10 protein-coding genes and 2 CRISPR repeat arrays are annotated in these 24,287 nt (G+C 67.7%); of the genes, 6 read left to right on the top strand and 4 right to left on the bottom strand.

Annotated elements, in window-relative coordinates:
* Positions 1–71 precede the first annotated feature (71 nt).
* The 3 genes from casA to AY578_RS33320 form a co-directional block, all read right to left on the bottom strand.
* Positions 72–1,661, bottom strand: a complete 1,590-nt coding sequence (gene casA, locus AY578_RS33330; protein ID WP_258907006.1) for a type I-E CRISPR-associated protein Cse1/CasA — start codon at positions 1,659–1,661, stop codon at positions 72–74.
* A 612-nt stretch (positions 1,662–2,273) separates the two neighbouring features.
* Positions 2,274–5,090, bottom strand: a complete 2,817-nt coding sequence (gene cas3 / locus AY578_RS33325) for a CRISPR-associated helicase Cas3' (protein ID WP_258906998.1) — start codon at positions 5,088–5,090, stop codon at positions 2,274–2,276.
* A 208-nt stretch (positions 5,091–5,298) separates the two neighbouring features.
* A CRISPR array of direct repeats spans positions 5,299–8,255; the repeat unit is 29 nt; unit sequence GTCCTCCCCGCCGACGCGGGGGTGTTCCG.
* A 72-nt stretch (positions 8,256–8,327) separates the two neighbouring features.
* A CRISPR array of direct repeats spans positions 8,328–8,846; the repeat unit is 29 nt; unit sequence GTCCTCCCCGCCGACGCGGGGGTGTTCCG.
* 148 nt (positions 8,847–8,994) lie between these two features.
* Entirely contained in the window at positions 8,995–9,609 is a 615-nt protein-coding gene (locus tag AY578_RS33320) for a TetR/AcrR family transcriptional regulator (RefSeq protein WP_125497017.1), read from the bottom strand.
* 110 nt (positions 9,610–9,719) lie between these two features.
* On the opposite strand from AY578_RS33320, the gene AY578_RS33315 reads away from it, so the two are divergent.
* Both AY578_RS33315 and AY578_RS33310 read left to right on the top strand, forming a co-directional pair.
* Positions 9,720–9,980, top strand: coding sequence for a hypothetical protein (locus AY578_RS33315; protein WP_125497018.1), 261 nt, complete (start codon positions 9,720–9,722; stop codon positions 9,978–9,980).
* A gap of 39 nt (positions 9,981–10,019) precedes the next feature.
* Positions 10,020–10,790: a transposase gene (locus tag AY578_RS33310; RefSeq protein WP_189428162.1), complete on the top strand. Its 771-nt coding sequence runs from the start codon at positions 10,020–10,022 to the stop codon at positions 10,788–10,790.
* 143 nt (positions 10,791–10,933) lie between these two features.
* On the opposite strand, the gene AY578_RS33305 is transcribed toward AY578_RS33310, so the two are convergent.
* Positions 10,934–11,593: an HNH endonuclease family protein gene (locus AY578_RS33305; protein ID WP_258907582.1), complete on the bottom strand. Its 660-nt coding sequence runs from the start codon at positions 11,591–11,593 to the stop codon at positions 10,934–10,936.
* Positions 11,594–11,900: 307 nt separating this feature from the next.
* Here AY578_RS33305 and AY578_RS33300 point away from each other — a divergent pair, with 307 nt between their 5' ends.
* From AY578_RS33300 to AY578_RS33285, 4 genes are all read left to right on the top strand, one after another.
* A complete protein-coding gene (locus AY578_RS33300; protein ID WP_258906968.1) occupies positions 11,901–12,113 on the top strand; it encodes a DUF6207 family protein in 213 nt (70 codons plus the stop codon).
* An 835-nt stretch (positions 12,114–12,948) separates the two neighbouring features.
* Complete coding sequence (locus AY578_RS33295) at positions 12,949–16,539, top strand: laminin G domain-containing protein (RefSeq protein ID WP_258906966.1); 3,591 nt, start codon at positions 12,949–12,951, stop codon at positions 16,537–16,539.
* A gap of 154 nt (positions 16,540–16,693) precedes the next feature.
* Positions 16,694–23,218: an HNH/ENDO VII family nuclease gene (locus AY578_RS33290; protein ID WP_370879128.1), complete on the top strand. Its 6,525-nt coding sequence runs from the start codon at positions 16,694–16,696 to the stop codon at positions 23,216–23,218.
* The gene (locus AY578_RS33285; protein ID WP_215188780.1) at positions 23,215–23,709 is read left to right on the top strand and encodes an SMI1/KNR4 family protein; all 495 of its coding nucleotides are present in this window, start codon (positions 23,215–23,217) and stop codon (positions 23,707–23,709) included. The genes AY578_RS33290 and AY578_RS33285 overlap by 4 nt, the downstream gene beginning before the upstream one ends.
* The last annotated feature ends 578 nt before the right edge of the window (positions 23,710–24,287 follow it).

The following is a 24,287-nucleotide window of genomic DNA, read 5'->3' as shown; positions in this document are numbered from 1 at the left end:
TGGTACGGGGAGAGGGGTTGGGGTGACAAGGCACCGGCCGTGTCCGTGCGGGCCGCGGCCGGGCGCGACTTTCAGCCGGAGGCGGAGGGCTGCAGCAGGGCGAGCAGCAGCCCACGGGCGCGGTGACGGGCGCGTGCCACCCTGATGTCCGCGCGGTTGGCCTGGCCGATGGCCTCGTCCAGAGCGGTAAGGGCCGCATCCACGAACGGCCTGTCGACCCGGTTTATGGTGCGGTCGGGGCCGGTGAGCTGCCAGAACTGTTTTTCCGCGGCCGGCCAGTACCGGGTCAGCGCGGCCGAGGCCCACGGTCCGGGTTTGCGGGCCTCCAGCTTGATCTTGGCCTTGGGCGACAGGTCGACGCTGGTGTCGGTGGCGATCTTCCAGGCGATCCTTGCGGCGAAGTCCAGCCGGTCACCGGCCTGCTCGGCGGCTGTGTGGCAGCGCTTGACGTGGTAGGCCATCTCCGCGTCGTTCTCCTCCTGCCACTGCAGGATCTGTGGGCTGGTCGCCCTGAACCAGACGCTGTCCTTTTGCTGACCGTCCTGGTCGAAGCCGTAGGCGCGTACCCGCAGTTTCGGCAGCAGCCACTGGGGCAGGTGCTCGAGCGCCGGTGGGCGTCGGGCGTCCTGACGGCTGTCCTCCAGCAGCAGTGAGTCCAGGTCCCGCCACAGGGCCCTGGCCCCGTCGGCCTCCCGGGGCTGGAAGTCGCCGTCCCTTCGCCGGTCGAGGATCTGGTACGGGTCCCGCACCTTCTGCGGTGGCTCGTGCGTCGACCAGGTGAGGTAGGCGTCTGTCACCGTCTGGCCGTCCCTGGACGGCACGAGCAGCGCGGCATGGCGGAACCGGCCGGTCAGGATCCGGCCCGGCCACGTCATCGGCGGCAAAGCCTCAAGGGGGTTGTGGAGGTCCTCCTCCCACGGGCAGGCGTCCTCCGCTTCCCAGTCGACCTCACTTTGAGGACTCGGCACGGCCAGCACCAGCGTGGTGAACAGCTCCGGGCCCCAGGCAAAGTAGGAGACGGACTTGCGCAGCGGGGCCGCGTCACCGCTGCCCGCCCGCTCACCGGTGATCCGGCGGGGCGTGCACTGCCCAGATGGCCCGTAGTACAGCTGCGCGATCAGATGCCAAACGGCCTCGGCGGCCGGTACCGGCACGGGCGCGGTGTCGGTGAAATGCCCGAACAGAACCGCTCCGTTGACCCCCGTGGGGCGGCCCATCACGAGCTTGTTCACCCCGGACGGGTTCGGCGCCCCCTTCGCGTCCACGCACTCGGCGACCAGGCGGGGATCCTGCAGGAACGGCCGCTCAGGATGGAACAGGTCGAACCGGCCTGCCAGGTCTTCCCGGTTGAAGTAGGCCTCCACCGCCCGCGGATCGAACCGGCCGGCCTTCAGGACACGCTCCCGCAGGTCGAACCAGTCGTCGATGTCCTCCGCGACGTCCGGATCGTCGAGCCGGTCCCCGCCATCGGCAGCGATCCTCGCCGCGATCGGCGCCAGGATCCGCATCAAGCCCGCCGCCGCCGGCGGCACTGGGATCTCCACATCCTCGATCTCATGCGCCTGCTTAAACAGTTCGCATAAACCCACACACGCCGGCTCCCCGGTCACTAGACGTACCGGAATCCACGGCTCTACCCGCAGATCGAATCTCCCACTCACCGTCGTCCCCTCCAACAACCCAGGTCCTCATGGCGCACCGGCACGGCCCCCCCCCCAGCAGCCCCGCTCTGGCAGCGTCCGGGCATTCAAGCAGCCGCCACTGACAGCACGGCCGTTTCTCATCGGACGCGGCATCAGTAGAGCACCCCCGGTGGGCGCGTGCAGCCTTTTTCAGAAGGTCGAAGAGCAAGGAGGGTACGGGAGGGTGCTGCAAAGGGAAGATCGACTTGCCCATGCTGTCCCGAGTGGGTTACAACCGTCGCCAACATGCCGACCTCGCAAGGGCGTTGCTCGGCCTAGCCATGAGGAGAACCATGCAGTCGGACCTTTCCGTCCCGTGGACTGCCGCGGCGCCTTGGGTGCTTGTGGTGGCCGTCATTGTGATCGTGATCGGTATGCGCCCGGACCCGGCAACGGTCGGATCGTGCAGCGCTTTGCTGCTGGGGGCTGCTGAGGCGTACCGCCGCCTCTCCGGGTAACCCCCACGGGTGGCTCTCGGTGCTCCCCGAGGGCCGCTCCCCGCCGACGCGGGGGTGTTTCAGTCGAGGAGCAGGGAGGTTGCTTCAGCCCTGTGTTTTCCCCGCCGACGTGGGGGTGCCTGACTGAATCTGGTCACTTACGGACAAGTCCGAGATCCTTATCCAGCCGCAGTGTCTTGCCGCCGACTTTCACCGGCTGTGCGCTCCCGCCCTGAACGGGCTGGTGCAGAACACGCAGGTCTGCGAGCATCGGGTGCTGCGTCCACGACTTCGGCGGGGCGATGCTGTCGAGGTCGGCTTCCTTGAGCCAGTCGGCGCGCACCGCCATGGTGCGGCGCATCACCTCCCGCACCAGCGAGACCGGCATCTTGCCATCCGGCGTGGCCTGGGGAAGCAGGTGCTCACCCTCCACGTCCAGGGTCACCCGGCCGTCGTTGTGGACGTAGGCGCACAGCACGCGCACCGAGTCGGCGCCAAGCCGGGTGGACACCTCCCACTCGTCTTCCTCGCCGGGCAGGTTGTGCAGGTCGTGCAGTGTGGAAACGCTTCGCGCGCGGGGGACGGCGAGGAGACCGGCCATGCTGCGTTCCGCCATCTCCTTGCCTTTGTGGGCGGTCCAGGCTTTGGTCTCGCTGCCGCCCGGATTGTTCCAGTCGAAGTCCTCGCTGTTGCCGTGAACTGCTTCGACCAGGTGTTGTACATCGTCCGGGATGGAGATGGTCCCGCCCTGGATCCCGGCAAGAGTGCGGGAGGTGGTGGCAAGGAGGTGCTCGGAGTACACCTCGCCCCACTGCCGTGGCACCGCCCCGCCGCCCGTGATCGGGTCGAGCACCACAAGCTGCGGTCCGCTCGCCCAGGCAGGGCGGCCGCGGCCACCCGGATAACCGTGCCGGGCCCAGTAGTTCTCATGCCGCCAGCACCGTCCGGCCCGCTGCAGCAGCAAAGACAGCGGCGCAAGATCACTGATGACGATGTCGGCATCAAGATCGAGTGACTGCTCGACGACCTGGGTGGCGACCACTATCCGGCGCAGCGGACGCGGACCGGTCCGGCCCAGCCCTTGCGTGACCTCCCGGGTGCGGGCCTCGCGTACGTCGCCGGGGAAACGGGCGTGCAGCAGCTGCACGCTTCCGCCCTGGGCGTGGGAGCGCTCATCGAAGCGTTCGCGGAGCCTGAGGTAGGTGTCCTGCGCATCACCTACGGTGTTGCACACCACCAGGGCGGTGCCGCCCTCCGCCTCGCTCACTGGTTTCAGCAGCCGCTCGATCACCGCCAGCCGAGCCCGGGCGCCACCGTCGCTGCCGTGGACGACCGGTTCCACCACGACACCCAGTTCCATGCTCCGCGCACGCGCCTGCTCCCGGCGGCGGGCGGACGAGATCTGGGCGGCCCGGCCGCTGTCCCCGTCCACATACAACCACCCCGGGTAGGGAGCCGGGAACGTCTGCTTGCTCAGGGCGCGCGTCTTGTGGCCGGCGCCCTGCAGGTACTCCTTGATCAACCGGTCGCTGACCGACGCCGGCAACGTCGCCGACAACAGCACCACCGGCACACCGTAGGCCCCGAGCCAGTTCAGCAGCCGGCCCAGCAGCACCTGCATGTACGGGTCGTAGGCGTGCGCCTCGTCGACGATGAACGTCTTGCACGACAACGCCAGCAGCCGTAGCGCGTTGTGCCGCACCGGCAGCACCGCCATCAGGGCCTGGTCGATCGTGCCCACCGCGAACTGCGCGAGCAGCGGCCGCTTGGACCCGCGCAGCCACCGCTGCGGCCGCAGATCCGTCTCCATCCGCCCGCTGCCCTCCCCCACCTCCTCACAGGTCAGCACACTCTGCGCCTCCAGATCCTCATCGGCGTAAGCGCTGTTCAGCCAGGCCATGCTGTGCACCAGCGTCAGCCCGGCATCCTCACCCTCCTGACGTGACAGCGCTGTCGCGACCCGCCCGTGCATCTGATCACTGGTGGCCATCGTCGGCAGCAAAAACGCATACCCCTGCGTGCCGAACGCCTCCGACAGAACCCGATCGGCCTCCAGCGCCGTCTCGCTCTTGCCGTCCCCCGGAGCCGCGGTGACCAGGAAGATCCCGCCACGGCGCCCCTCGCCCACCGCCGACGGCAGCTCCTCCATCACCGAGCGCTGCAACGGATTGGGCTCTCCCTGGATCCCGTACGCCTGAGCGAACCCCTTACGCTGCAGCCGCACCCGGGCCAGCCCGGCCCCGGCCAGCAGACCGGGTGCATCCTTTTGGGAACGCTTGAAGTGATCCGCCAGCACCGGCTCAAGCTCTCGTTGCCGTTTCCGGAGGTAGTCCTCCTGGCTGACCAGCCAGTCCGCGAGAATGACCACCCCCGTCGCCAGCACCGCCGCCGATGCCTTGAACACACCCGGCGCCTCCGGCGCGCCCAGCGCCTCGTACACCGCAGCGGCATGCGCGCTGCGCTGCCGCGCCCAGGCAGCCCCACCCAGAAATGACGCAGCGATACCGTCCTCGGCACGGTGAAAACGCCCGTGATGACCTCCGACGACCTCAGCCAGCCGCTGCGCGGCCCTCAGCTCCCCGTCAGCGGCAAAACCCAGCCCCGCCAGCACTTCCCGCACACTCTGCAGACCGGCCACGTCATGCCCGAACCGCTCCGCGCTCATCCCCGCACGGTCACCACTCAGCTCCGCGCTCAGGTACTGACTGCCGTGCCAGGAGCAGAACTGAAAACCCGACAACTTCCCGATGTCATGCAGACCCGCACACAGACCAACGACCGCCCGCGCACGTCCCGGCTCACCCACAAGCCCCAACCCATCAGCGATCCGCACCCGCTGGTTCTCCGACAGGAACACATCCCACAGATGCAGCGCCATCGCGGCAGCATCCAGCATATGCCGGATCAACGGATACGGCGCCAGCCCCGGATCCAACCCACGCGACTTACCCCATACCGACTCATCCAGCATTACCCACTCCCCCGGCATCCCTGTTCCCTCCACCCAAGCAGGCCCCGCCCCGCTGCCGGAGCCGGCATTCAACCAGCACCCACCGACAACACACCGCAGTCAGCCCACCCCGATACAGTGACCACATGCAGCCCCACCCACCACACAGAACCTCCTCCCCTAAGACAAAGGAAAAGCAAAGCCCCTCCTAAGCCGCAGGTCAGGAAGAGTCCTCCCCGCCGACGCGGGGGTGTTCCGCAGGACGACGGGCCCATCGCCGACCGCAACCTGTCCTCCCCGCCGACGCGGGGGTGTTCCGTCCGCGTCGAACGCGGAGGGCTGCCGCGGCCGGTCCTCCCCGCCGACGCGGGGGTGTTCCGCCGCACGATCCGCCCTACGGCGCTCCTGCGACGTCCTCCCCGCCGACGCGGGGGTGTTCCGCGGTCGATCCCGTACGACGCGGAGTACCTGTGGTCCTCCCCGCCGACGCGGGGGTGTTCCGAACGGTCAGGCGATGTCTGCCGCGGCGAAGTCGTCCTCCCCGCCGACGCGGGGGTGTTCCGCGTCCACCTGCATCGTGCCCGTACTGCCCGCCGTCCTCCCCGCCGACGCGGGGGTGTTCCGCTGTGTCGAGCGGCACCCCCGGCAGCTCCTCAGTCCTCCCCGCCGACGCGGGGGTGTTCCGACTGTTCTCGACGGTCTGGACGACGTGCAGAAGTCCTCCCCGCCGACGCGGGGGTGTTCCGCCCACCCTCTGCACCCTCACCGCCTACATCGCGTCCTCCCCGCCGACGCGGGGGTGTTCCGCCGACCAACTCCGCCGCGACGGCAAGACCCTCGTCCTCCCCGCCGACGCGGGGGTGTTCCGTCGTAGCGGTCCGTGGTCCCGATCGACGTGCCGTCCTCCCCGCCGACGCGGGGGTGTTCCGCTTGTAGGGTCGAAACAGCAGGTCACGCCACTGTCCTCCCCGCCGACGCGGGGGTGTTCCGCGTTCGTGGAGGTTCTTGGCGGGGGCGTGGACGTCCTCCCCGCCGACGCGGGGGTGTTCCGTCATCCGCCTGCCGTCCGGAGGAGCGGATCTCGTCCTCCCCGCCGACGCGGGGGTGTTCCGTTGATCTGGTTGGGTGAGATCCGCACTTCCACGTCCTCCCCGCCGACGCGGGGGTGTTCCGCCGTAGCGGCGGGGGACGAGGCACTGCACCAGGTCCTCCCCGCCGACGCGGGGGTGTTCCGCGCCGCTCATTCATGGCGGCGTTTAGGCGTTCGTCCTCCCCGCCGACGCGGGGGTGTTCCGGCCCTCGAGAGCCTGGGAAACGACGACGCGACGTCCTCCCCGCCGACGCGGGGGTGTTCCGGTGTGAGCCTGCTTCCACGCGGCTTCGGCGTCGTCCTCCCCGCCGACGCGGGGGTGTTCCGGGGAAGAACCCCAGCATCGGCGCCATCTCCCAGTCCTCCCCGCCGACGCGGGGGTGTTCCGCTCCACTCCACCTGGTTCCTCGTCTACACCGGGTCCTCCCCGCCGACGCGGGGGTGTTCCGATGTCCCGCGACTTCGACTCGGACGTCGTCTGGTCCTCCCCGCCGACGCGGGGGTGTTCCGCCACCCGCACCCTCGCGCTGCCGCAGGCCCCCGTCCTCCCCGCCGACGCGGGGGTGTTCCGGACACGGTGCGCCGGGACCTCGAGGCCATGGCGTCCTCCCCGCCGACGCGGGGGTGTTCCGACCGCTGCAGGCGTCGCAGGGTCCGGGTCGAAGTCCTCCCCGCCGACGCGGGGGTGTTCCGAACCCGCACCAACCCGAAGGAGGTAGTGCTGTGTCCTCCCCGCCGACGCGGGGGTGTTCCGGTCACGATGGCGGGGAACCGGACCCTCGGCGTGTCCTCCCCGCCGACGCGGGGGTGTTCCGCTCGCGGGCGCGCTGTATGCGGATGCGGTGACGTCCTCCCCGCCGACGCGGGGGTGTTCCGTCGTGGACGGCCTGGTGAACCAGCGGCTGGTCGTCCTCCCCGCCGACGCGGGGGTGTTCCGCCGAAGATGCGGATCAGCTGGCGGCGCACGTCGTCCTCCCCGCCGACGCGGGGGTGTTCCGCCGAACTCCAGGCGTCGGCCTTGGGGGGCGTTGTCCTCCCCGCCGACGCGGGGGTGTTCCGCCCCAGCGGACGGAGCAGTGGGACGTCGCGGCGTCCTCCCCGCCGACGCGGGGGTGTTCCGCGATGGTCCAGGGCTTGGTGTCGATGTGGGTGGTCCTCCCCGCCGACGCGGGGGTGTTCCGGCGGGTAGCGAGTGCCGGGTCCTTCGGGGCCCGTCCTCCCCGCCGACGCGGGGGTGTTCCGGGCCTGGACTGGGCGGCGCACATCCACCACATGTCCTCCCCGCCGACGCGGGGGTGTTCCGGCAGCATCGGGTCCTCCGGTCGGTGTTCCGGAGTCCTCCCCGCCGACGCGGGGGTGTTCCGTCGCCCTCCAGGGGCATGAAGAGGCCGCCGCCGTCCTCCCCGCCGACGCGGGGGTGTTCCGCAGTGCACCCGGAAGGACCAGACCGCGTGACCGTCCTCCCCGCCGACGCGGGGGTGTTCCGCCGCGCGGGACCTGCAGGACCTCAACTCCAAGGTCCTCCCCGCCGACGCGGGGGTGTTCCGCTGCCCTACCAAGCCCGGGAGAGGTCCACCCTGTCCTCCCCGCCGACGCGGGGGTGTTCCGGCGATGGTCCAGGGCTTGGTGTCGAGGTGGGTGTCCTCCCCGCCGACGCGGGGGTGTTCCGGTAGCGTTCCGCGCTGCGCTTGCTGGTGCCCAGTCCTCCCCGCCGACGCGGGGGTGTTCCGTCACCGGACAGGGACCCGGCGGCTCCGACCGGGTCCTCCCCGCCGACGCGGGGGTGTTCCGTAGCCCCCTCTTCCCGCTCCTGTGGGCTTTGAGTCCTCCCCGCCGACGCGGGGGTGTTCCGCCGCCCGCGACGCCCGCACCCTCATGGCGCCCGTCCTCCCCGCCGACGCGGGGGTGTTCCGTCTGTTCACCTTCCTGTGGCGGACGGCGCAGAGTCCTCCCCGCCGACGCGGGGGTGTTCCGGTGCGGCGGATGGCTTCGTCGAGGGTGCGGGCGTCCTCCCCGCCGACGCGGGGGTGTTCCGGCCCTGTATCGGGCGTCGGTGGCGGCGCGTTCGTCCTCCCCGCCGACGCGGGGGTGTTCCAAGGTTGTACGGCGACGGGAGATAAATCGTGAAGTCCTCCCCACCGACGCGGGGGTGTTCCGCTCTGATCGTGGGTCCTCCCCGCCGACGCGGGGGTGTTCCGCCGAGCCCTTCGGCGGCGCCGGACATGGCGAGGTCCTCCCCGCCGACGCGGGGGTGTTCCGTCGGGCGGCCCTTCGGCGTTTCTGGGGGGGGGTGTCCTCCCCGCCGACGCGGGGGTGTTCGGCTCGCCGGTTTCCTCATCGGTGTCCTGTCCGCGTCCTCCCCGCCGACGCGGGGGTGTTCCGGTGCGCGAGGCCCTCGCCCCGGTACTGGGCGGGTCCTCCCCGCCGACGCGGGGGTGTTCCGTTCGAGGCGGGCTGGAACGTAGGCGCGACGACGTCCTCCCCGCCGACGCGGGGGTGTTCCGGCGTGGGACACCCTGGGCCTGGACTCGGACAAGTCCTCCCCGCCGACGCGGGGGTGTTCCGCTGCCGCCGGGGGTGGCGTAGATGCAGACGTCGTCCTCCCCGCCGACGCGGGGGTGTTCCGTTCGTCGTGGTCGACACGCGGGCCTGGGCCAGGTCCTCCCCGCCGACGCGGGGGTGTTCCATTGCCGGACAGCTCCAGCCGCGTGGACTGCACGTCCTCCCCGTCGATATGGAGATGCTCTGGCCTAAGCGATGTCCCGTAACTCCTGCTTCAGCCTGAGCAGGCTGCCAGCCTGGGACTGGTCGAATCCAATGTCTGTAGTGGAGGGGTCAGCTGCAGTCGGACGGTTCTTCCAGCAGGCGGTCGATGTGGCGTTGAAGGGTGGCCAGCGCGGTGGCTGGTGAGTGGTGGCCTGCCAGGACGTGGACCGTGAGGCCGTCGGCCACGGCGAGGAGCGTGTGTGCTTCGCGATCGGGGTCAAGGATCTCGGGGAATTCCCTGGTGTCCTGGCCGTAGCGAATGAGCCACGCAATGAGGCCGTGAAGCTTGGCATAGGTGTCGTGCAGGACGGCGGCCAGTTTCTCACTGACAGGGGCATGGGCGACGAAGGCCAGCCAGACATGGGCCTGTGCCTTCGATGCCTCATCCAGCAGGGCGAGTTCGGCCAAAGTGTGGGACAGCAGAGTCGACGCTGCTTGAGGGGTGGAGGTGGCGGCGATGCGCCGGTTGGCGCGTTCGCTGACGTCTCGGGAGATGTGCTCCAGCGCGAAGAGCAGCATGTCCTCCTTGGTGCGGAAGCACCGCTGGACAGCTCCCATGGACACGCCGGCCTGGGCGGCGACGTCACGGAGGCTGACCGCCTCCATGCCGGAGTGCGCGATCAGTGTGCAGACCGCCTCGGCGATCCGCCGGCGTCGGTCCTCGTAGTCGACCTGTCTGGGCACGGTTTACTCCTCCCCGCGTTCTGATGCACTTGCATCATATCCAGCGTGGCTGCACGATGTGATGCGAACGCATCGAAACGAAGCGCGGACATCGGGAGGGAAAGCTCGTCATGGCGAATCAGTTCAAGCGGCCGGACAGCAGCACAGGTCAGGGGCTGCTGTGGCTGTTCGGTGCCATCCTTGTCATCCAGGGCTTCGGCTCGGCCATCACGGAGGCCGGATGGGATACGAGCTTTGGCGTCGCCGGCCTCATGCGGGCAGCCCATATGCCCGAGTGGACAGCCCTCCTGGTCGGCTTCGCGGGATTGGCCCTGCTGGGAATGGCGGCGCACCGTCACCACACGAGGAGGCGGGCGGACCGTCATCCGTGAAAGGTCCGCAGGCAACCGGCGAGCTGAGATGCTCCGGATGTGACTGGTGTGATCACGGCGTCGGAGCCGTCCTGGATAGCCCCGTTCTCCGGGCTGAGCCCTCGCGCCTTCGGCAAGCTGGTGACGGTTCTACGGCGCCAGGGCGCGGACGTGGTCCGCAAGGGCCGGCCGTGGAGCCTGCCTCTGGAGGACCGGGCTCTGCTGGTCGCGGCGTACTGGCGCACGAACCTGACAATGCGCCAGCTCGCCCCGCTGTTCGGGGTCTCCAAGTCGGCGGCGGACCGGATCATCGACCACCTCGGGCCAAGGCTCGCCCTCCAGTCCCGCAAGCGGTTCGCCAAGGACACTGTGCTCATCGTGGACGGCACCCTGGTCCCCACCCGCGACCACACCATCGCCGAGCGGTCGAAGAACTACCGGTACTCCACCAACCACCAGGTCGTCATCGACGCCGACACCCGCTGCGTCGTCGTGGTCGGCCGGCCGCTCCCCGGGAACCGCAACGACTGCAAGGCATGGGAGGAATCCGGCGCCAAGGCCGCCGTCGGCAAGACCCCCACGATCGCCGACGGCGGCTACCCGGGCACTGGACTGGTCATCCCACACCGCCGCGAGCGCGGCCGTACCGAGCTCCCGGCCTGGAAAGAGGACCACAACAAGTCTCACAAGCAGGTCCGCGCCCGCGTCGAGCACGTCTTTGCCCGCATGAAGACCTGGAAGATCCTCCGCGACTGCCGCCTCAGAGGTGACGGCGTCCACCACGCCATGCTCGGTATCGCACGGATGCATAACCTCGCCCTCGCCGGATAGATCAAAGGGCTTCATCGCCATTAACCATGCCCGAGACGACTCGGAGATCATTTACGGGACAACCCTTAGGAATTCTCGTGCACGAGCCCGGACACGTCCTCGTTCCTGGTGGCCGGCGGCCTGGCCGCCGGCCACCAGAGGAATCATGTGGCGGGTTCGTAGGTCACGGTCTGCTCCGGGCAATCGGCCGCCGTCTCACGCAGAGCCGTCACCTCGGTTTCGTCGGCCGCGAGGCTCCAGCGGAGCTTCGCGCCGACCCACTCCGCGGCATACCGGCAGTGCACCTCGGCGGCCGGCGGCAGCCACTCGGCAGGATCCTGGTCGGCCTTGCAGCGGTTGGAGCGGGCGGTGACCGCGACCAGGCTGGCGTCGACGCCCTGGTCGTTGGCGTACGCCTCACGGCGCTGCGCCGTCCACGCCGACGCCCCGCTGTCCCAACTCTCAGCAAGAGGCACCATATGGTCGAGGTCCAGGCCGGAGGCGGATGTCACCCACACCTGGTCGTAGTACGACCACCAACGCCCACCCGACAGCCGGCAGCGGGGCCCGACCGTGGGCGGCTCGACGGCCTCGGCGAGCAGGACCTCCCCGCGGGTGTTGCACCCGTCATCGGGATCGTCTCTGCTGTTCCAGTGGCGGAAGGCGTCCCGGTCGTAACCGTCACGGGACTCAGCCTCCACCGGCAGACGAGCTACGGCCTCGGCCAGCGGCAGCGTCTCCACCGCATGAGCGGGCGCAGGGACGGTGAGGGACAGGAGGGCGAGGGCGGCGGCGGCCAGGCCGCGCAGCGCAGCGCAGCGCAGCGGTGAACATGAGCCGTTGATAACGGCCCTCCAGGGGGCGCTGTCAGGCGTTCCTCGAGTGCGCCGCCCGTATGGGCGCAATGGTCGTACCGTCCAACCGGGCGGTACGGCCCCCCCCTCGCAGCCTCACCCCGAGCACGCCCTGCCCTGGCTCCCCCGGCTTCCCTGAGGACAGAGGCCTGGTCGGGCCTCGTAGGGCCGGGTGGTCGGGCCGTGGGAGGTCAGCATGCTTGGTCTGCCGTACCCGGTCCGGGTGACACTGCCCGGACGGGAGAACTCCAGCAGGCGGCCAAGCGTCGTGCCGGATATGAGACCGATCAACGACGCGCACGTGGCGGAACCGGGACTCGCGGTGGTAGAAGTAGCGGCCGCCGACGACCAGACCGCCTTCGCCATCCAGGAACTGCTTGCCGCCCGGTGGGCAACCGCACGCGCGGACCGCACGGTCCGCGAGCCGGGCGAGCCAGGCGTACGGCTGCGCTGCTACCTGGACCTGCGCCAGGCTGCCGCCCCGGCCTGACCCGGGACGCTGCCGTCGCCGCCTCTCCCGTGTCCGGCGGGAGGGGCGGCGACGCATTGCGGGGTCAGCCGCGGCGGCGGAACTGACTACTGCGGGGCTTGCCCGGCTCCCGGTCGTGCTCCGGCTCCGATTCCGATGGTGTGGCCCTGGCGGCCTGGAGGCGTGCTGCTTCCTCGGGGGCTTCACCGTGTTGTCGACCTGCGCCTTGGCGATGTCGGCGGACACGAACGCGAGGGGCACCAGGCGGCCCTGCCGGCCGGTCGGCGGATAGATTCGCCGCCCCAGCCGCTTCTCGTGGTTGACGTTCTCGATCGCGTCCAGCCGGGAGCGGACCAGGTGTGCACGGTGCGCTTGTCTGCGTCCCGCGGCAGTATCTGGCCCCACTCTGGGGTGGTCTCGCCTTTGAGTGAGGAACTCTCTTCGTCGGACACGGGACATCCGAGGTGCTGGCTCCTCCTCATCGAGGCGGCCGGTTCGGACAGAAGACGGCTGATGTGCCCGTTGCCGTGTTTTTTGGCCGCTCTCTGCCGGTGTGTCAGGAAGCACGAAACGGCTGGTCAGGCCACATTCGGACATTTGTTTTGTTGCCTGCGTCACAACTATTGACCGGCTCTGTTATCGCGTCTTTACTCTCTGCGTTCTGTGTGAACGCTGTGGTCTGGGGATGGGGATTGTGAAAGCTTGGTGGGGCGGGAAGTCGTCGCAGAGGTTGCGAACACTACGAGCAGGGGTTCTGGGGGGTGTAGCTACCTCACTGATCCTTACAGCGCTGCCCGTTCTGCCGGTATCGGCGACGGCAGTCAGTTCCGCAGCTGCGGCTGAGGCCTCCTCAGGAGTGGTGGACGAGGCCACGGCTCTTGCCGAGGCGAAGGCTTCTGGGCAGCAGGTGGAGGTGACGGCGGCTCGCGGCGAGTACACCACGACGCACGCCAACCCCGACGGAACCCTCACGCTGACGCAGTCCACAACTCCCCAACGTGTCAAGCAGGACGACGACACCTGGGAGGCCGTCGACGCGACACTCGAGCGGCGTCCTGACGGGCGGATCGGTCCGAAGGGGGCAGTGGTCGATCTGTCGTTCTCGGGTGGTGGCCCCGGCGCAGGCATGTTGCACCTGGGTAAGAATGGTCGGTCCATTAGCCTGGGGTGGCCGGGTGCGCTGCCGGAGCCGGTCCTTGATGGCGCGACGGCCACATACCCGGACGTTCTGGACGGCGTGGACCTGCAGCTGACAGCCACGGCTGAGGGTTACCGTGAGGTTTTGGTCGTCAAGACGCCCGAGGCTGCCCAGCATCCGGAGCTGGAGTCGGTTGAACTCACAGCTCGCGGTGATGGGCTGACGGTGGTGCCGGGCGCCGGGGGCGGTTTGCGCGCCCTTGATGATGACGGCAACGCGATCTTCCGTGGGCCTGCCGGCCAGATGTGGGATTCCGCCGGCACGGCTGAGTCAGGTCCTCAGCCGCAACTGCTGCATACAGCCGCTGCCGCCGAGGATGGCGAGGGCGGGGGGGAAGACTCGTCGGAGCCCGGCAAGGGTGACGCCAGCGCGATCCTCCCGGTGCGTGTGCAGGAGGGCTCTGTCATCGTGCAGCCCGACCTCGAACTCCTACGCGGGGCCGAGACCGTTTACCCCGTGTACATTGACCCGCCGATCGGCCTGGGCGCACAGGAACGCACGAAGATTTCATCCGATGGCGACCGTTTCTGGATGTTTGACGGTGACAAGGGTGTCGGCAAGTGCGGCACCGCGGACGGCTACTCCTGCGGCAGTGGCTACGTCGACCGGATGTACTTCGAGTTCGCACCCACCGCGCTGGCCGGCAAGCAGATACTCGATGCCACCTTCCGTGCCCGCGAGACGTGGTCGTTCAACTGTGACGCACACACCGTCGACCTGAAGCGCACCAACAACATCTCCGAAGCCACTCGCTGGCCCGGACCGTCAACGCTGGACCATCTGGGCGACCGCAAAGTGTCTGCGGGCCGCAGCACTTTGTGCTCCCCCAGCCAGCCGGATGCCTGGATCGAGTTTCACGACAACCCCAACGAGAGCGACGAGAACCTCACTCCCACGGTTCGCTCCTTCGCGGCCGGCTCCTTCAGCCGTCTCACGCTGATGCTGCGCGCCAACGACGAGTCCGAGCCCCGCGCCTGGAAGCGATTCGACGACAACGCCGAGCTGCAGGTCATCTACGCGTACAAGCCAGGCGTGCCGACCAACGTCGGGATCATTCCGGGTACGGGCACGACGGCGTACTGCAGGACGTCCGCCGACCCCTTGGTGGTCACCATGGAGAAGCCGACGATTCAGGCTCGGGTCCAGACCCAGGTGCCCTCGACGTCGGGTGCTCTGCTGCAGGCTGAGTTCGCTCTCGAGCGGCGTGGCACGGACAACGTGTGGCGTCAGATCTGGGTCGGTGACGCGCCGGATTCTGGCTGGGATCCTGACAACACCCTCGAGCGAATGGCGACACCGCAGCTCGCAGACGGCTACATGTACCGGTTGAAGGCACGCACGCAGTCGCACTGGACATACCTGACCGTCCCGGATGACCTCTGGTCCGCCTACAGTTCGTGGTGCTACTTCAAGACGGACTCGGCCGCGCCGAAGGCACCGCGGATCACGTCGGTTTCGCCGTACACCCTGTGCTCCACCGTCTGTGAGGGCAATGGCGGCCCGGGGATCCCCGGGACGTTTGTCTTCGAGCCGAACACCGCAGACATCACCAATGGCACCACCGACATCACGTACTACGAGTGGAAACTGCTGTCCACCGTGGCCAAGAGCGTGCCCCGTGGAACCACCCTCTCGACGACAGTGAACACCGTCAGCCCGCCCCTCGCGGGAACCCAGGTGCTGTCCGTGCGGGCGAAGGACGTGTACAACCGGTGGGGCGCTCCGCAGGAGTTCATCTTCAAGGTGGCCCCGGCAGAGGGAGCTGTCGGCCGCTGGCATATGGACGGTGTTCCCGGTTCCGGCACGACCACAGCTACTGACACGGCGGAAGCAGGCTCCACACGCAATCACGCCACTCTCGACGGAACCGGTACCGGATGGTCCTCCCGGGCTCGGCGCGGCGAGAACGACTTTTCGCTGCGGCTGAACGACTACACGGCAACGCCTACTCAGACCGGTTACGCGGCCACGTCCGCACCTGTCGTGAACACTCGGGACTCCTTCACTGTCTCGGCCTGGGTGCAGCTGACCGACGCGTCCGCCAATCGGGTCGTGCTGTCCGCCCCCGGGACGAACGGCAGTGCCTTCGCGCTGTACTACTCGAGTGCCTTGAAGAAGTGGGTCTTCAACCGGATCGACAAGGACGTGGCCGGCCCGGCCTACATCCGGTCGGTCGCGGACCAGGAAAGCCCACAGCTGAACGTGTGGACGCACGTCGCAGGCGTGTTCAAGACAGAGGGCGACGACAACCTCCCTGACACCGACCCCGCCAACGACACCATCCAGCTGTTCATCAACGGCCGTCCGCAGGGACAGCCTGTCGTCCTCCAACAGACGGCCGGCACCTATACCCCGTGGACCGCGACCGGTGGGCTGCAGTTCGGCCGCTTCAAGTCGGCCGGCGCCTACAGCTCCTACCACGTCGGCCTGATCGACGAGGTCGCTGCATGGCAGCGTGCGCTCTCCCCGGAAGACCTCCTGCAGGACGCTCAGGTTCTGCAGGACGGGGAACCTGCCAACGAACTCGTCGCCCACTGGGACGCCGCCACGGCCACGGGCACACAGATTCCGGAACGGTCGGCCTACCCGGTTCCCGCCATGACGGTGACCGGGACGACGGTCAGCGAGGAGGACAACGCGCTGGTGCTCGACGGTACAGCCGGCTACGCCTCCGCGGCGGGACCGGTGGTGGATGAGACGGGGTCGTTCACCGTTGCTGTCAGTGTCCGGTTGGACTCGGCTGCCCTTGCCGGCAAGCCGGCGGGGTATCGCGCGCAGGTGGCCGGGCAGCGTCTGGGCGGGGAGTCCTCGTGGGCGCTGTGGGTCAACAAGCTGGACGAGGGCGTGCACCTCTGGGAGTTCACACGAACGGCGGTCGGACCGGACGGGAAGGTGTGCCAGAGTGCCACTGTGTCCGACGACGCCCTGGCGGACATGGACAGCTTCGTGACGCTCACCGGAGTCTTCGACGCCCAAGAAGGCTGGGAGTCGATCTCAGACGACGGAAGCAGTGAAATCCGTTACGGAAAGCTCCACCTGTACGTCCGTGAGGTGCTCAAGCCCGACGTCGAAAACGCAGGCTTCGCCAACCCTCAGCAGGGCAGCGGCGAGCTGAGCCTGGGGCGGGGAGCAGCGGCCGGTGCGGTGGGCCACTACCTGCCTGGCGCACTGGAGAGCCTGCGCGTGTGGACCGGTGCCATGACGCTTGACCAGGTCAGCTCCCAGGTTTTGGATCCGGCCGGCACCTGATCGACCTTTCACCCGCTGTGAGGGCGGTAGGCCTTCTGTGCCGCTTCCGCCCTCACAGCCCTCACCCTTCCGCGCCTACGTCGCGCGGAGATTTCCCGTCTCTCGTCCAAGACCAGGCACTGGTGCTGCCTGGTCCGAATCAGGAAGACATCACGTGAATCCCTTCGGCATACCCCGGCGAACCCCGGGCCGCGGGAGCGGAAGCAGCAGACGCTGGACCCGGCGCTTGGCCACCCTCACTGGCCTGTCCCTGCTCCCCGGCCTGCTCACCCCGGTCGCCTTCGCCGCTGACGAGCCCGATCCCCTGGGCCCTCCTACGCTGGAGGCGCCCCGCTCGGCGAAGGTGACCCCCTTCGTTGCGAAGGTGAACAAGAAGACCGCCGCTATCGTGAACGAGGCCGCCCAGGCCGATCGCACCGCGGCGAAGCGCGCCCGCCGAGACCAGCAGCACACCACGACCTGGCCGACAGCCGGCAAGGCAACTCTGCGTCTCGCGACACATGCGACAGCCCGGACGGAAGCAGGCGACCTGCCCGTCACAGCCACCGCCCCTGCCAAGGGCAACAAGGCACGCTCCCTCACGGTCGAGGTCCTGGACCAGAAGGGCGCTGCTGCGCTGGGCGTCAAGGGCGTCGTACTCAAGGTCGCCGCTGCCGACGGCGGCCGAACCCGCGTCGGCGTGGACTATTCCGCCTTCGCCTCCGCCTACGGCGGCGACTGGGCCGGACGCCTGAAACTGTTCCGCCTGCCCGACTGCTCCGACACCACCCCTGCCAAATCCGCCTGCCGCACCCGCACCGAGCTCGGATCCACCAACAACCGCGCGGAGCAGAACGTTGCCGCCACGCTGAGCCTGCCGGCCGACGGCGCGCCGATGATGCTGGCGCTGGCCGCGGGTACCCAGTCGGGCGCAGGTGACTACAAGGCCACTCCCCTGTCGTCGTCGTCCACCTGGGAAGCGGGCGGCGGCTCGGGAACGTTCACCTGGAACTACCCCCTGCGTGTCCCGCCGGCTGCAGCGGGCCCGACGCCCGATCTTGCGATCTCCTACGACTCCGGGAGCATCGACGGCCGCACCGCCAGCACCAACAACCAGGGCAGTCAGGTCGGCGAGGGCTTCGACCTGACATCGTCGTACATCGAGCGGAAGTACGGCTCCTGCGACGACGACGGTCACGCGGACAAGTTCGACCTGTGCTGGAAGTACGACAATGCCTCCCTTGTCCTCAACGGCAGGGCCACCGAACTCGTCAAGGACGACACCACCGGCACCTGGCGGCTGAAGAACGACGACGCCTCCACCGTCAGCCGCTCGACCGGCGCCGAGAACGGCGACGACAACGGTGAGCACTGGACCGTCATCACCGGCGACGGCACCAAGTACGTCTTCGGTCTGAACAAGCTCACCGGAGCGGGAGCCGACGACCGTACCAACTCCGTGTGGACCGTTCCGGTCTTCGGCGACGACGCCGGCGAGCCCGGCTATGCCGACGGCACCAGTTTCTCCGGCCGGGTCAAGACACAGGCGTGGCGGTGGAACCTCGACTACGTCGAGGACACCCACGGCAACGCCAGCTCCTACTGGTACACGGCCGACACCAACCACTACGACCAGCTCGGCGACGACGACATCGGCACTCCCTACGTGCGCGGTGGCTACCTCAGGGAGATCCGCTACGGTCAGCGCGCCGGAGCTCTCTTCGCCACCCCTGCCGCGTCGAACAGGGTCGTCTTCAGCTACGAAGAACGATGCCTCGCCTCCGGCACCGGCTGCGACTCCCTGACCGAGTCCACCCGTGACAACTGGCCCGATGTGCCCTTCGACGCGGTGTGCAAGGCCAACGTCAAGTGCACCGGCAACAACGGGCCCACGTTCTTCACCCGCAAGCGTCTGACCGCCGTCACCACCTCTGCCTGGAACGCGGCCGCCGCCACCCCGGCATACGAAGAGGTGGACACCTGGACGCTCAAGCACCTCTACCTCGACCCCGGGGACACCGGCGACTCCACCGATCAGACACTCTGGCTCGACGAAATCCGCCACACCGGCAAACGCGGCACCGACCTCGCCCTGGACCCGGTCAAATTTGGCCACGAGATGCTGGCCAACCGTGTCGACGGCCCCGACGACATCCTCCCGCTGCACAAGCCGCGGCTGAGGACCATCACCTCTGAAACCGGCGCTCAGACGATCGTCACCTACCTGCCCGCCGACTGCGCATACGGGCAGACCATGCCCAAGGTCGACACCAACACCAAGCGCTGCTACCCGGTGTACTGGGCACCCAACGGTGAAGACGAGCCGATCCTCGACTGGTTCCAGAAGTACCCCGTCAGCGCCGTCTCCGTCACCGACCCCCACGGCGGCGGCCTCGCGGTCCAGCACTCCTACCAGTACTCCTCCAGCGGCGGCGCCTGGCACTACAACGAGGACCCGCTGACCCCCGCCAAGGAACGCACCTGGTCCATCTGGCGCGGCTACGAGCGCGTCACCCACCTCACCGGCGTGTCCACCGGCACCCAGAGCAAGACCGTCACCGTGTACCTGCGAGGCATGCACGGCGACCGTGTCCTGGGCTCCGACGGCAAGACACCGGACCCGACGGCCCGGAAGACCGCGACCGTCACCGGCGTCAAGGCCGCCCAGATCACCGACCTCGACCAGTACGCCGGCTTCACCCGGGAAACCGTGACCTACAACGGCAGCGCCGAAGTGGGAGGCACGGTCAACGATCCCTGGTCCAAGCGCACCGCGACCCAGCACAAGTCGTACGCGGACACCGAGGCCTACTACGTCCGTACCGCGGCCACACACACCCGCACCAACATCACCAGCGGCGTCAGCCCCCGCGACCGGATCCGCACCGTCCGCACGACCTATGACGACTACGGCATGGCCGAAGCTGTCGAAGATGCAGGCGACGTTTCTGTGACGGGTGACGAGAAGTGCACCCGCAGCTGGTACGCCCGTAATGACGCCGTAGGCATCAATTCTCTCGTCTCCCGCAGCCGCACCGTGGCCAAGCCCTGCGCGACCGCAGACGCGAGTCTCGACCTGCCCGCCGACTCCGCTCGTCCCGGCGACGTCATCTCCGACATCGCCACCGTCTACGACAACCCCACCGCAACCACCTGGACCGCCACTCAGAAACCCACCGTCGGGGAGGCGACCTGGACGGGTCGCGTCAAGGGGTACGGCGCAGATGACTCCCCCGTGTGGCAGAAGGTGTCCACCGCCACCTACGACGCCCTCGGCCGCACTCTGATCGTCAAGGACACCCGCGGCCAGCTGGTCTCCCGCACCACCTACACACCGGCGGCCGCAGGGCCCTTGACGGCCACGACCGTGGAGAACGTCAAGCTTCACAAGACGACCACCACGGTCGACTTCGCCACTGGTGCAACCACTAAGGTCACCGACCCGAACGGCAGGGTCACGGAGTCCGAATACGACAGCCTCGGACGTCTGACCAAGGTGTGGCTGCCCAACCGCCTCAAGATTCTGAACAAGACGCCCAACTACGTCTACGCCTACAACGTCACCAGCAGCGGCATGTCCTGGGTGTCCACCAGCACCCTCAGGGGCGACGCATCCGGATACAACACCTCGTACGCCTTCTACGATTCCCAGCTGCGTCCCCGGCAGACCCAGTCACCTACGCCTCAGGGCGGCCGCCTGATCACGGTGACCCTCTACGACACGCGCGGCATGGCGGTCAGCCAGCACAACGACATCTGGGACAGCACCTCCCTGCCCGCCTCGACTCCGGTCGCTACCTCCGGCGGTCAGGCTCCGATCCAGACGGACACCACCTACGACGGCGCCGGCCGCGCCACGACGGTGGGAACGAAGATCTACGGTGTCACCCGCTGGACAACCACCACCACCTACGCCGGTGACACCGTGTCCACCAGCGCCCCCGACGGCGGGCAGGCAACCGCTGTGGTCACCAACGCCCTGGGCCAGATGACCGAGCGCCGCGAATACGCGGGCCCACAGCCCACCGGCACCGAATTCACCCGCACCCGCTACACCTACCACCCGGCCGGCCAGCAGAAGACCGTCACCGGCCCCGACGAATCGCAGTGGACGTACACCTACGACCTGTTCGGCCGCCAGGTCGCCACCACCGACCCGGACAAGGGCAGCACCGCCACCGAGTACAACGACCTCGACCAGGTCACCAGCACCACACCCAACGCCGACGCCAACAAGAAACTGCTGTACGAGTACGACGAGCTCGGCCGCAAGACGAGCATGTGGCAGAAGGACAAGACGGACGCGAACAAGCTGGCCGCCTGGACCTTCGACACCGCCGCCAAGGGACAGCCGTACGAGGCCACCCGCTTCGACGGCGGCGCCGCCACAGGCAAGGCGTACACCAAGAAGATCACCGCGTACGACTACCTCTACAACGCCACCAACACCCAACTGCTGCTGCCGGAGGGTGACTCGCTGCGAGCAGCAGGGGTAGGGCCCACGCTCACCTCAACGGCGGCCTACCGGATCGACAACACGGTGAGCCAGACCGGTTCACCGGCTGTAGGCGGGCTGCCGTCCGAGGCCGTCGAATACAAATACAACGCCACCGGCCAACAGATCACCACCAGGGGATCCTCCTACTACCTGCAGAAAGCCAACTTCTCCCCGCAGGGCGACCTCCGTGATCTCTGGCTCGGCACCGGCGAAAAGCTGATCTACGTCACCAACTCCTACGAGGAGGGCACCCGGCGCCTCACCGGAATCAAAGTGACCGACGATGTCAACAGCTATCCGCTGCAGGACCTCGCCTTCACCCAGGACGACGCCGGCAACGTCACTTCAATCTTCGACACCACCACCCTCGGCGGTAGCGCCAAACCCGACCACCAGTGCTTCACCTACGACGGCCACAGCCGCGTGACCGAGGCATGGACTCCCAAGACCGCCGACTGCGCATCAACCGGACGCATCACCAACAACATCGACGGCTCCGCCCCGTACTGGACCTCCTACACCTACAACGAGGCCGGCCAGCGAGCCACCGAAACCACCCACACATCGACCGGCGACAAGACCACCTCGTACGTCTACAACGACACAACCAAGGACACCAAGCCCCACACGCTCGACAAAACCACCGGCGACCGCACCGCCGGCTACACCTACGACAGCAGCGGAAACACCACCTCCCGCCCCGGCCCGACCGCCCAACAGACCCTCGCCTGGGACGCCGAAGGCGAACTGTCCAAGGTGACGGAAGGCACCGCGCAGACCGGTTACCTGTACGACGCTAACGGCGAACTGCTCATCCGCCGCGCCTCCGGCGACGGTGACACCATCCTCTACTTCGGCAACACCGAAGTCCGCCTCACCGTCAAGGGCACGACCAAGACCGTCAGCGGCACCCGCTACTACACCGCCAACGGCCAGACCATCGCCGTCCGCACCGCGGTATCGGGAACCTCAGGGACCAAGCTCAGCTTCCTGGCCGCCGACCACCACGGCACATCCAACGTCGCAATCGAAGCCGGCACCTTCACCCCAACGAAGCGCTACACCACACCCTTCGGCGCCCCGCGCGGCCCGCAACAACACGGCCCCTGGCCCGACGACAAGGGCTTCCTCGGCAAACCCCGCGACACCAACACCGGCCTCACCCACATCGGGGCCCGCGCATACGACCCGGAAACCGGCCAGTTCATCAGCGTCGACCCACTCCTCGAACTCGACAAACACCAAACCCTCAACGGCTACTCATACGCGGCCCAGAACCCCCTCACCCACTCCGACCCAACCGGAATGGGCCTGGCATGCGGAAACGGACCCACAGCAGACGGCTGTCCGAAACGCCCCGACGGCAGAGCAGGAAACGGCCGCCCGAACGAAGCCGCTAAGGGTCCTTTCGGGAAGCATCCATGCAACAGCCACTGTGGTACCGCAACATCTGACAGCAACGGGCAAACGATATACAACGCCGGTTCGGGTGAAGTGCTCGCTTGCGCTTACGGTCATTGCATTGGGAATGTGGGGCCGAGCGACACTGAGCAGTACCTTGGGAACTACCTCGCCAGCGTCCTGTCGGATGGAAACTTCTGGTCCGGCATCATCGAAACTGCTGGCGGCGCGTTCGGTATGGCTGGTGGTGGACTGCTAGTCGCTACTGGTGCCGTCGAGTGCGGGACGGGTGTCCTCTGCGTGGCAGGCGCTCCGACTATGGCAGCGGGAGCAGGCGTCGCGGCCGCCGGAGCCGCGATGGTCGACTCCGGTTCCGATAAACTTGGGCGCGCGTTCCGCGAGGCAGACGGGAAAGCTAGTAGCGGAGGCGGGAAGAAGCAACAAGCCGAAGAGTCCTACTGGAAGCTGTCCGAGTACGATGGTCAGCGCGTCTACCAAAGAGACGACCTGGTAGATCCGGATTACTTCTCCCCAAAGGACAAGTACGGCCGAAGCAATCTCAAGAGGATGCAGCAGGGTATCGCGCCGATGGGGCCGGACGACAAGCCGATAAATCTGCACCACATGCTGCAAACTCAGGACGGTCCGATCGCCGAGGTAACATCCTCTATGCACTTCGGTAACTACAGGCAGTTGCACTGGAAGGTGGGCACTGACATCCCCAGTGGGATTGATCGCAACACATTCGATGCGTGGAAGAAGTTGTACTGGAAGGATCGAGCGGCAGGATTTGGTCCATGATGAACGCCATTCAAGCAAGTGAGCAGCTGATCGAGCTAATCCACAGGAACGAAGACATCGCGAACTATGCCGACGGCTGTGACGCAGAGACTATGGCCGCCGCCGAGGACGCTCTGGGTATCCCATTCCCGCCCTCGTACCGCTACTTGATCGAGGAGTTCGGAACTTGGGACATCGCCGGCGAAGAATTCCTCGGGGTTTACACAACGCCCGCTATGGGGTCGACGCTGCTGGGTTCCGTCGCGGAAACCCTGGATGCTCGCAACCAGTACGGAATGCCACCCAATCTGATCGTCGTAATGTTCGATGGAATGGGCGGCCTAGTCGCACTCGATTCTTCGCATGTCGATCAGCAAGGCGAGTACCCCGTCGTCGTCTGGAATCCTGGGGTCATGCACAGCGAGGACGCTGAAAGGCTCGGTGAGGCTTTTGGGCCATTCGCTTATGCTCAATGCCAGCGGGCTGTGACCAGTTGGCGCGAAACTGAGTAAAGGTCGGTGGAACCGGAGCAGGCCTTGTCAGCACCTCGTGGCGAGGCCTGCTCCGGACTGCGGTGTATAGATTCACGAACAGCGAACAGCGAGTTCTGGCAACTTCCCAGATTCCTCTGCTCAAATGCCCAGCAACCCCGACCCCTCGATAACCCGCATTCGCGGCGATACACCATCAATCGTCCCAACAACCGAGCGCATGACCACCCGGCCTCCGCCGATCACCGAGCCCGATCCTGCTGCTCTGACGTCTCCCGGCGACAAGGTCGGCCCGTGCACCGCATGCCAACGCAAGACCCACCGCTAACTGGCTGTTCTCTATCCGCTCGGGTGGTCGGTGGGGTTCGAACAGGGGCCTGGTCTGGATGAGTCTGCAGGTGCGGATGCATGGAAGAGGACCGATGACGACACACCGCCGCCCCTCTTTGAGCTGGATACGCCGTAACCCGTGCTTCCGTCCTCGGCGGGGAGGACGGAAGCAGTGAGGCACCGGCGGAGACGGCTTACGGCAGCAGTAACCGGGGGCAGCGAGTTGTGGGTTACTGGGGCCAGTAACCGCGCCCGGGCACGGGCGGGGA

It is taken from the genome of Streptomyces thermocarboxydus, from assembly GCF_024760485.1.
GTDB lineage: Bacteria > Actinomycetota > Actinomycetes > Streptomycetales > Streptomycetaceae > Streptomyces > Streptomyces cellulosae.
Note: the sequence above shows the minus strand (reverse complement) of the source record. Positions and strands in the feature narration are given on the sequence as shown.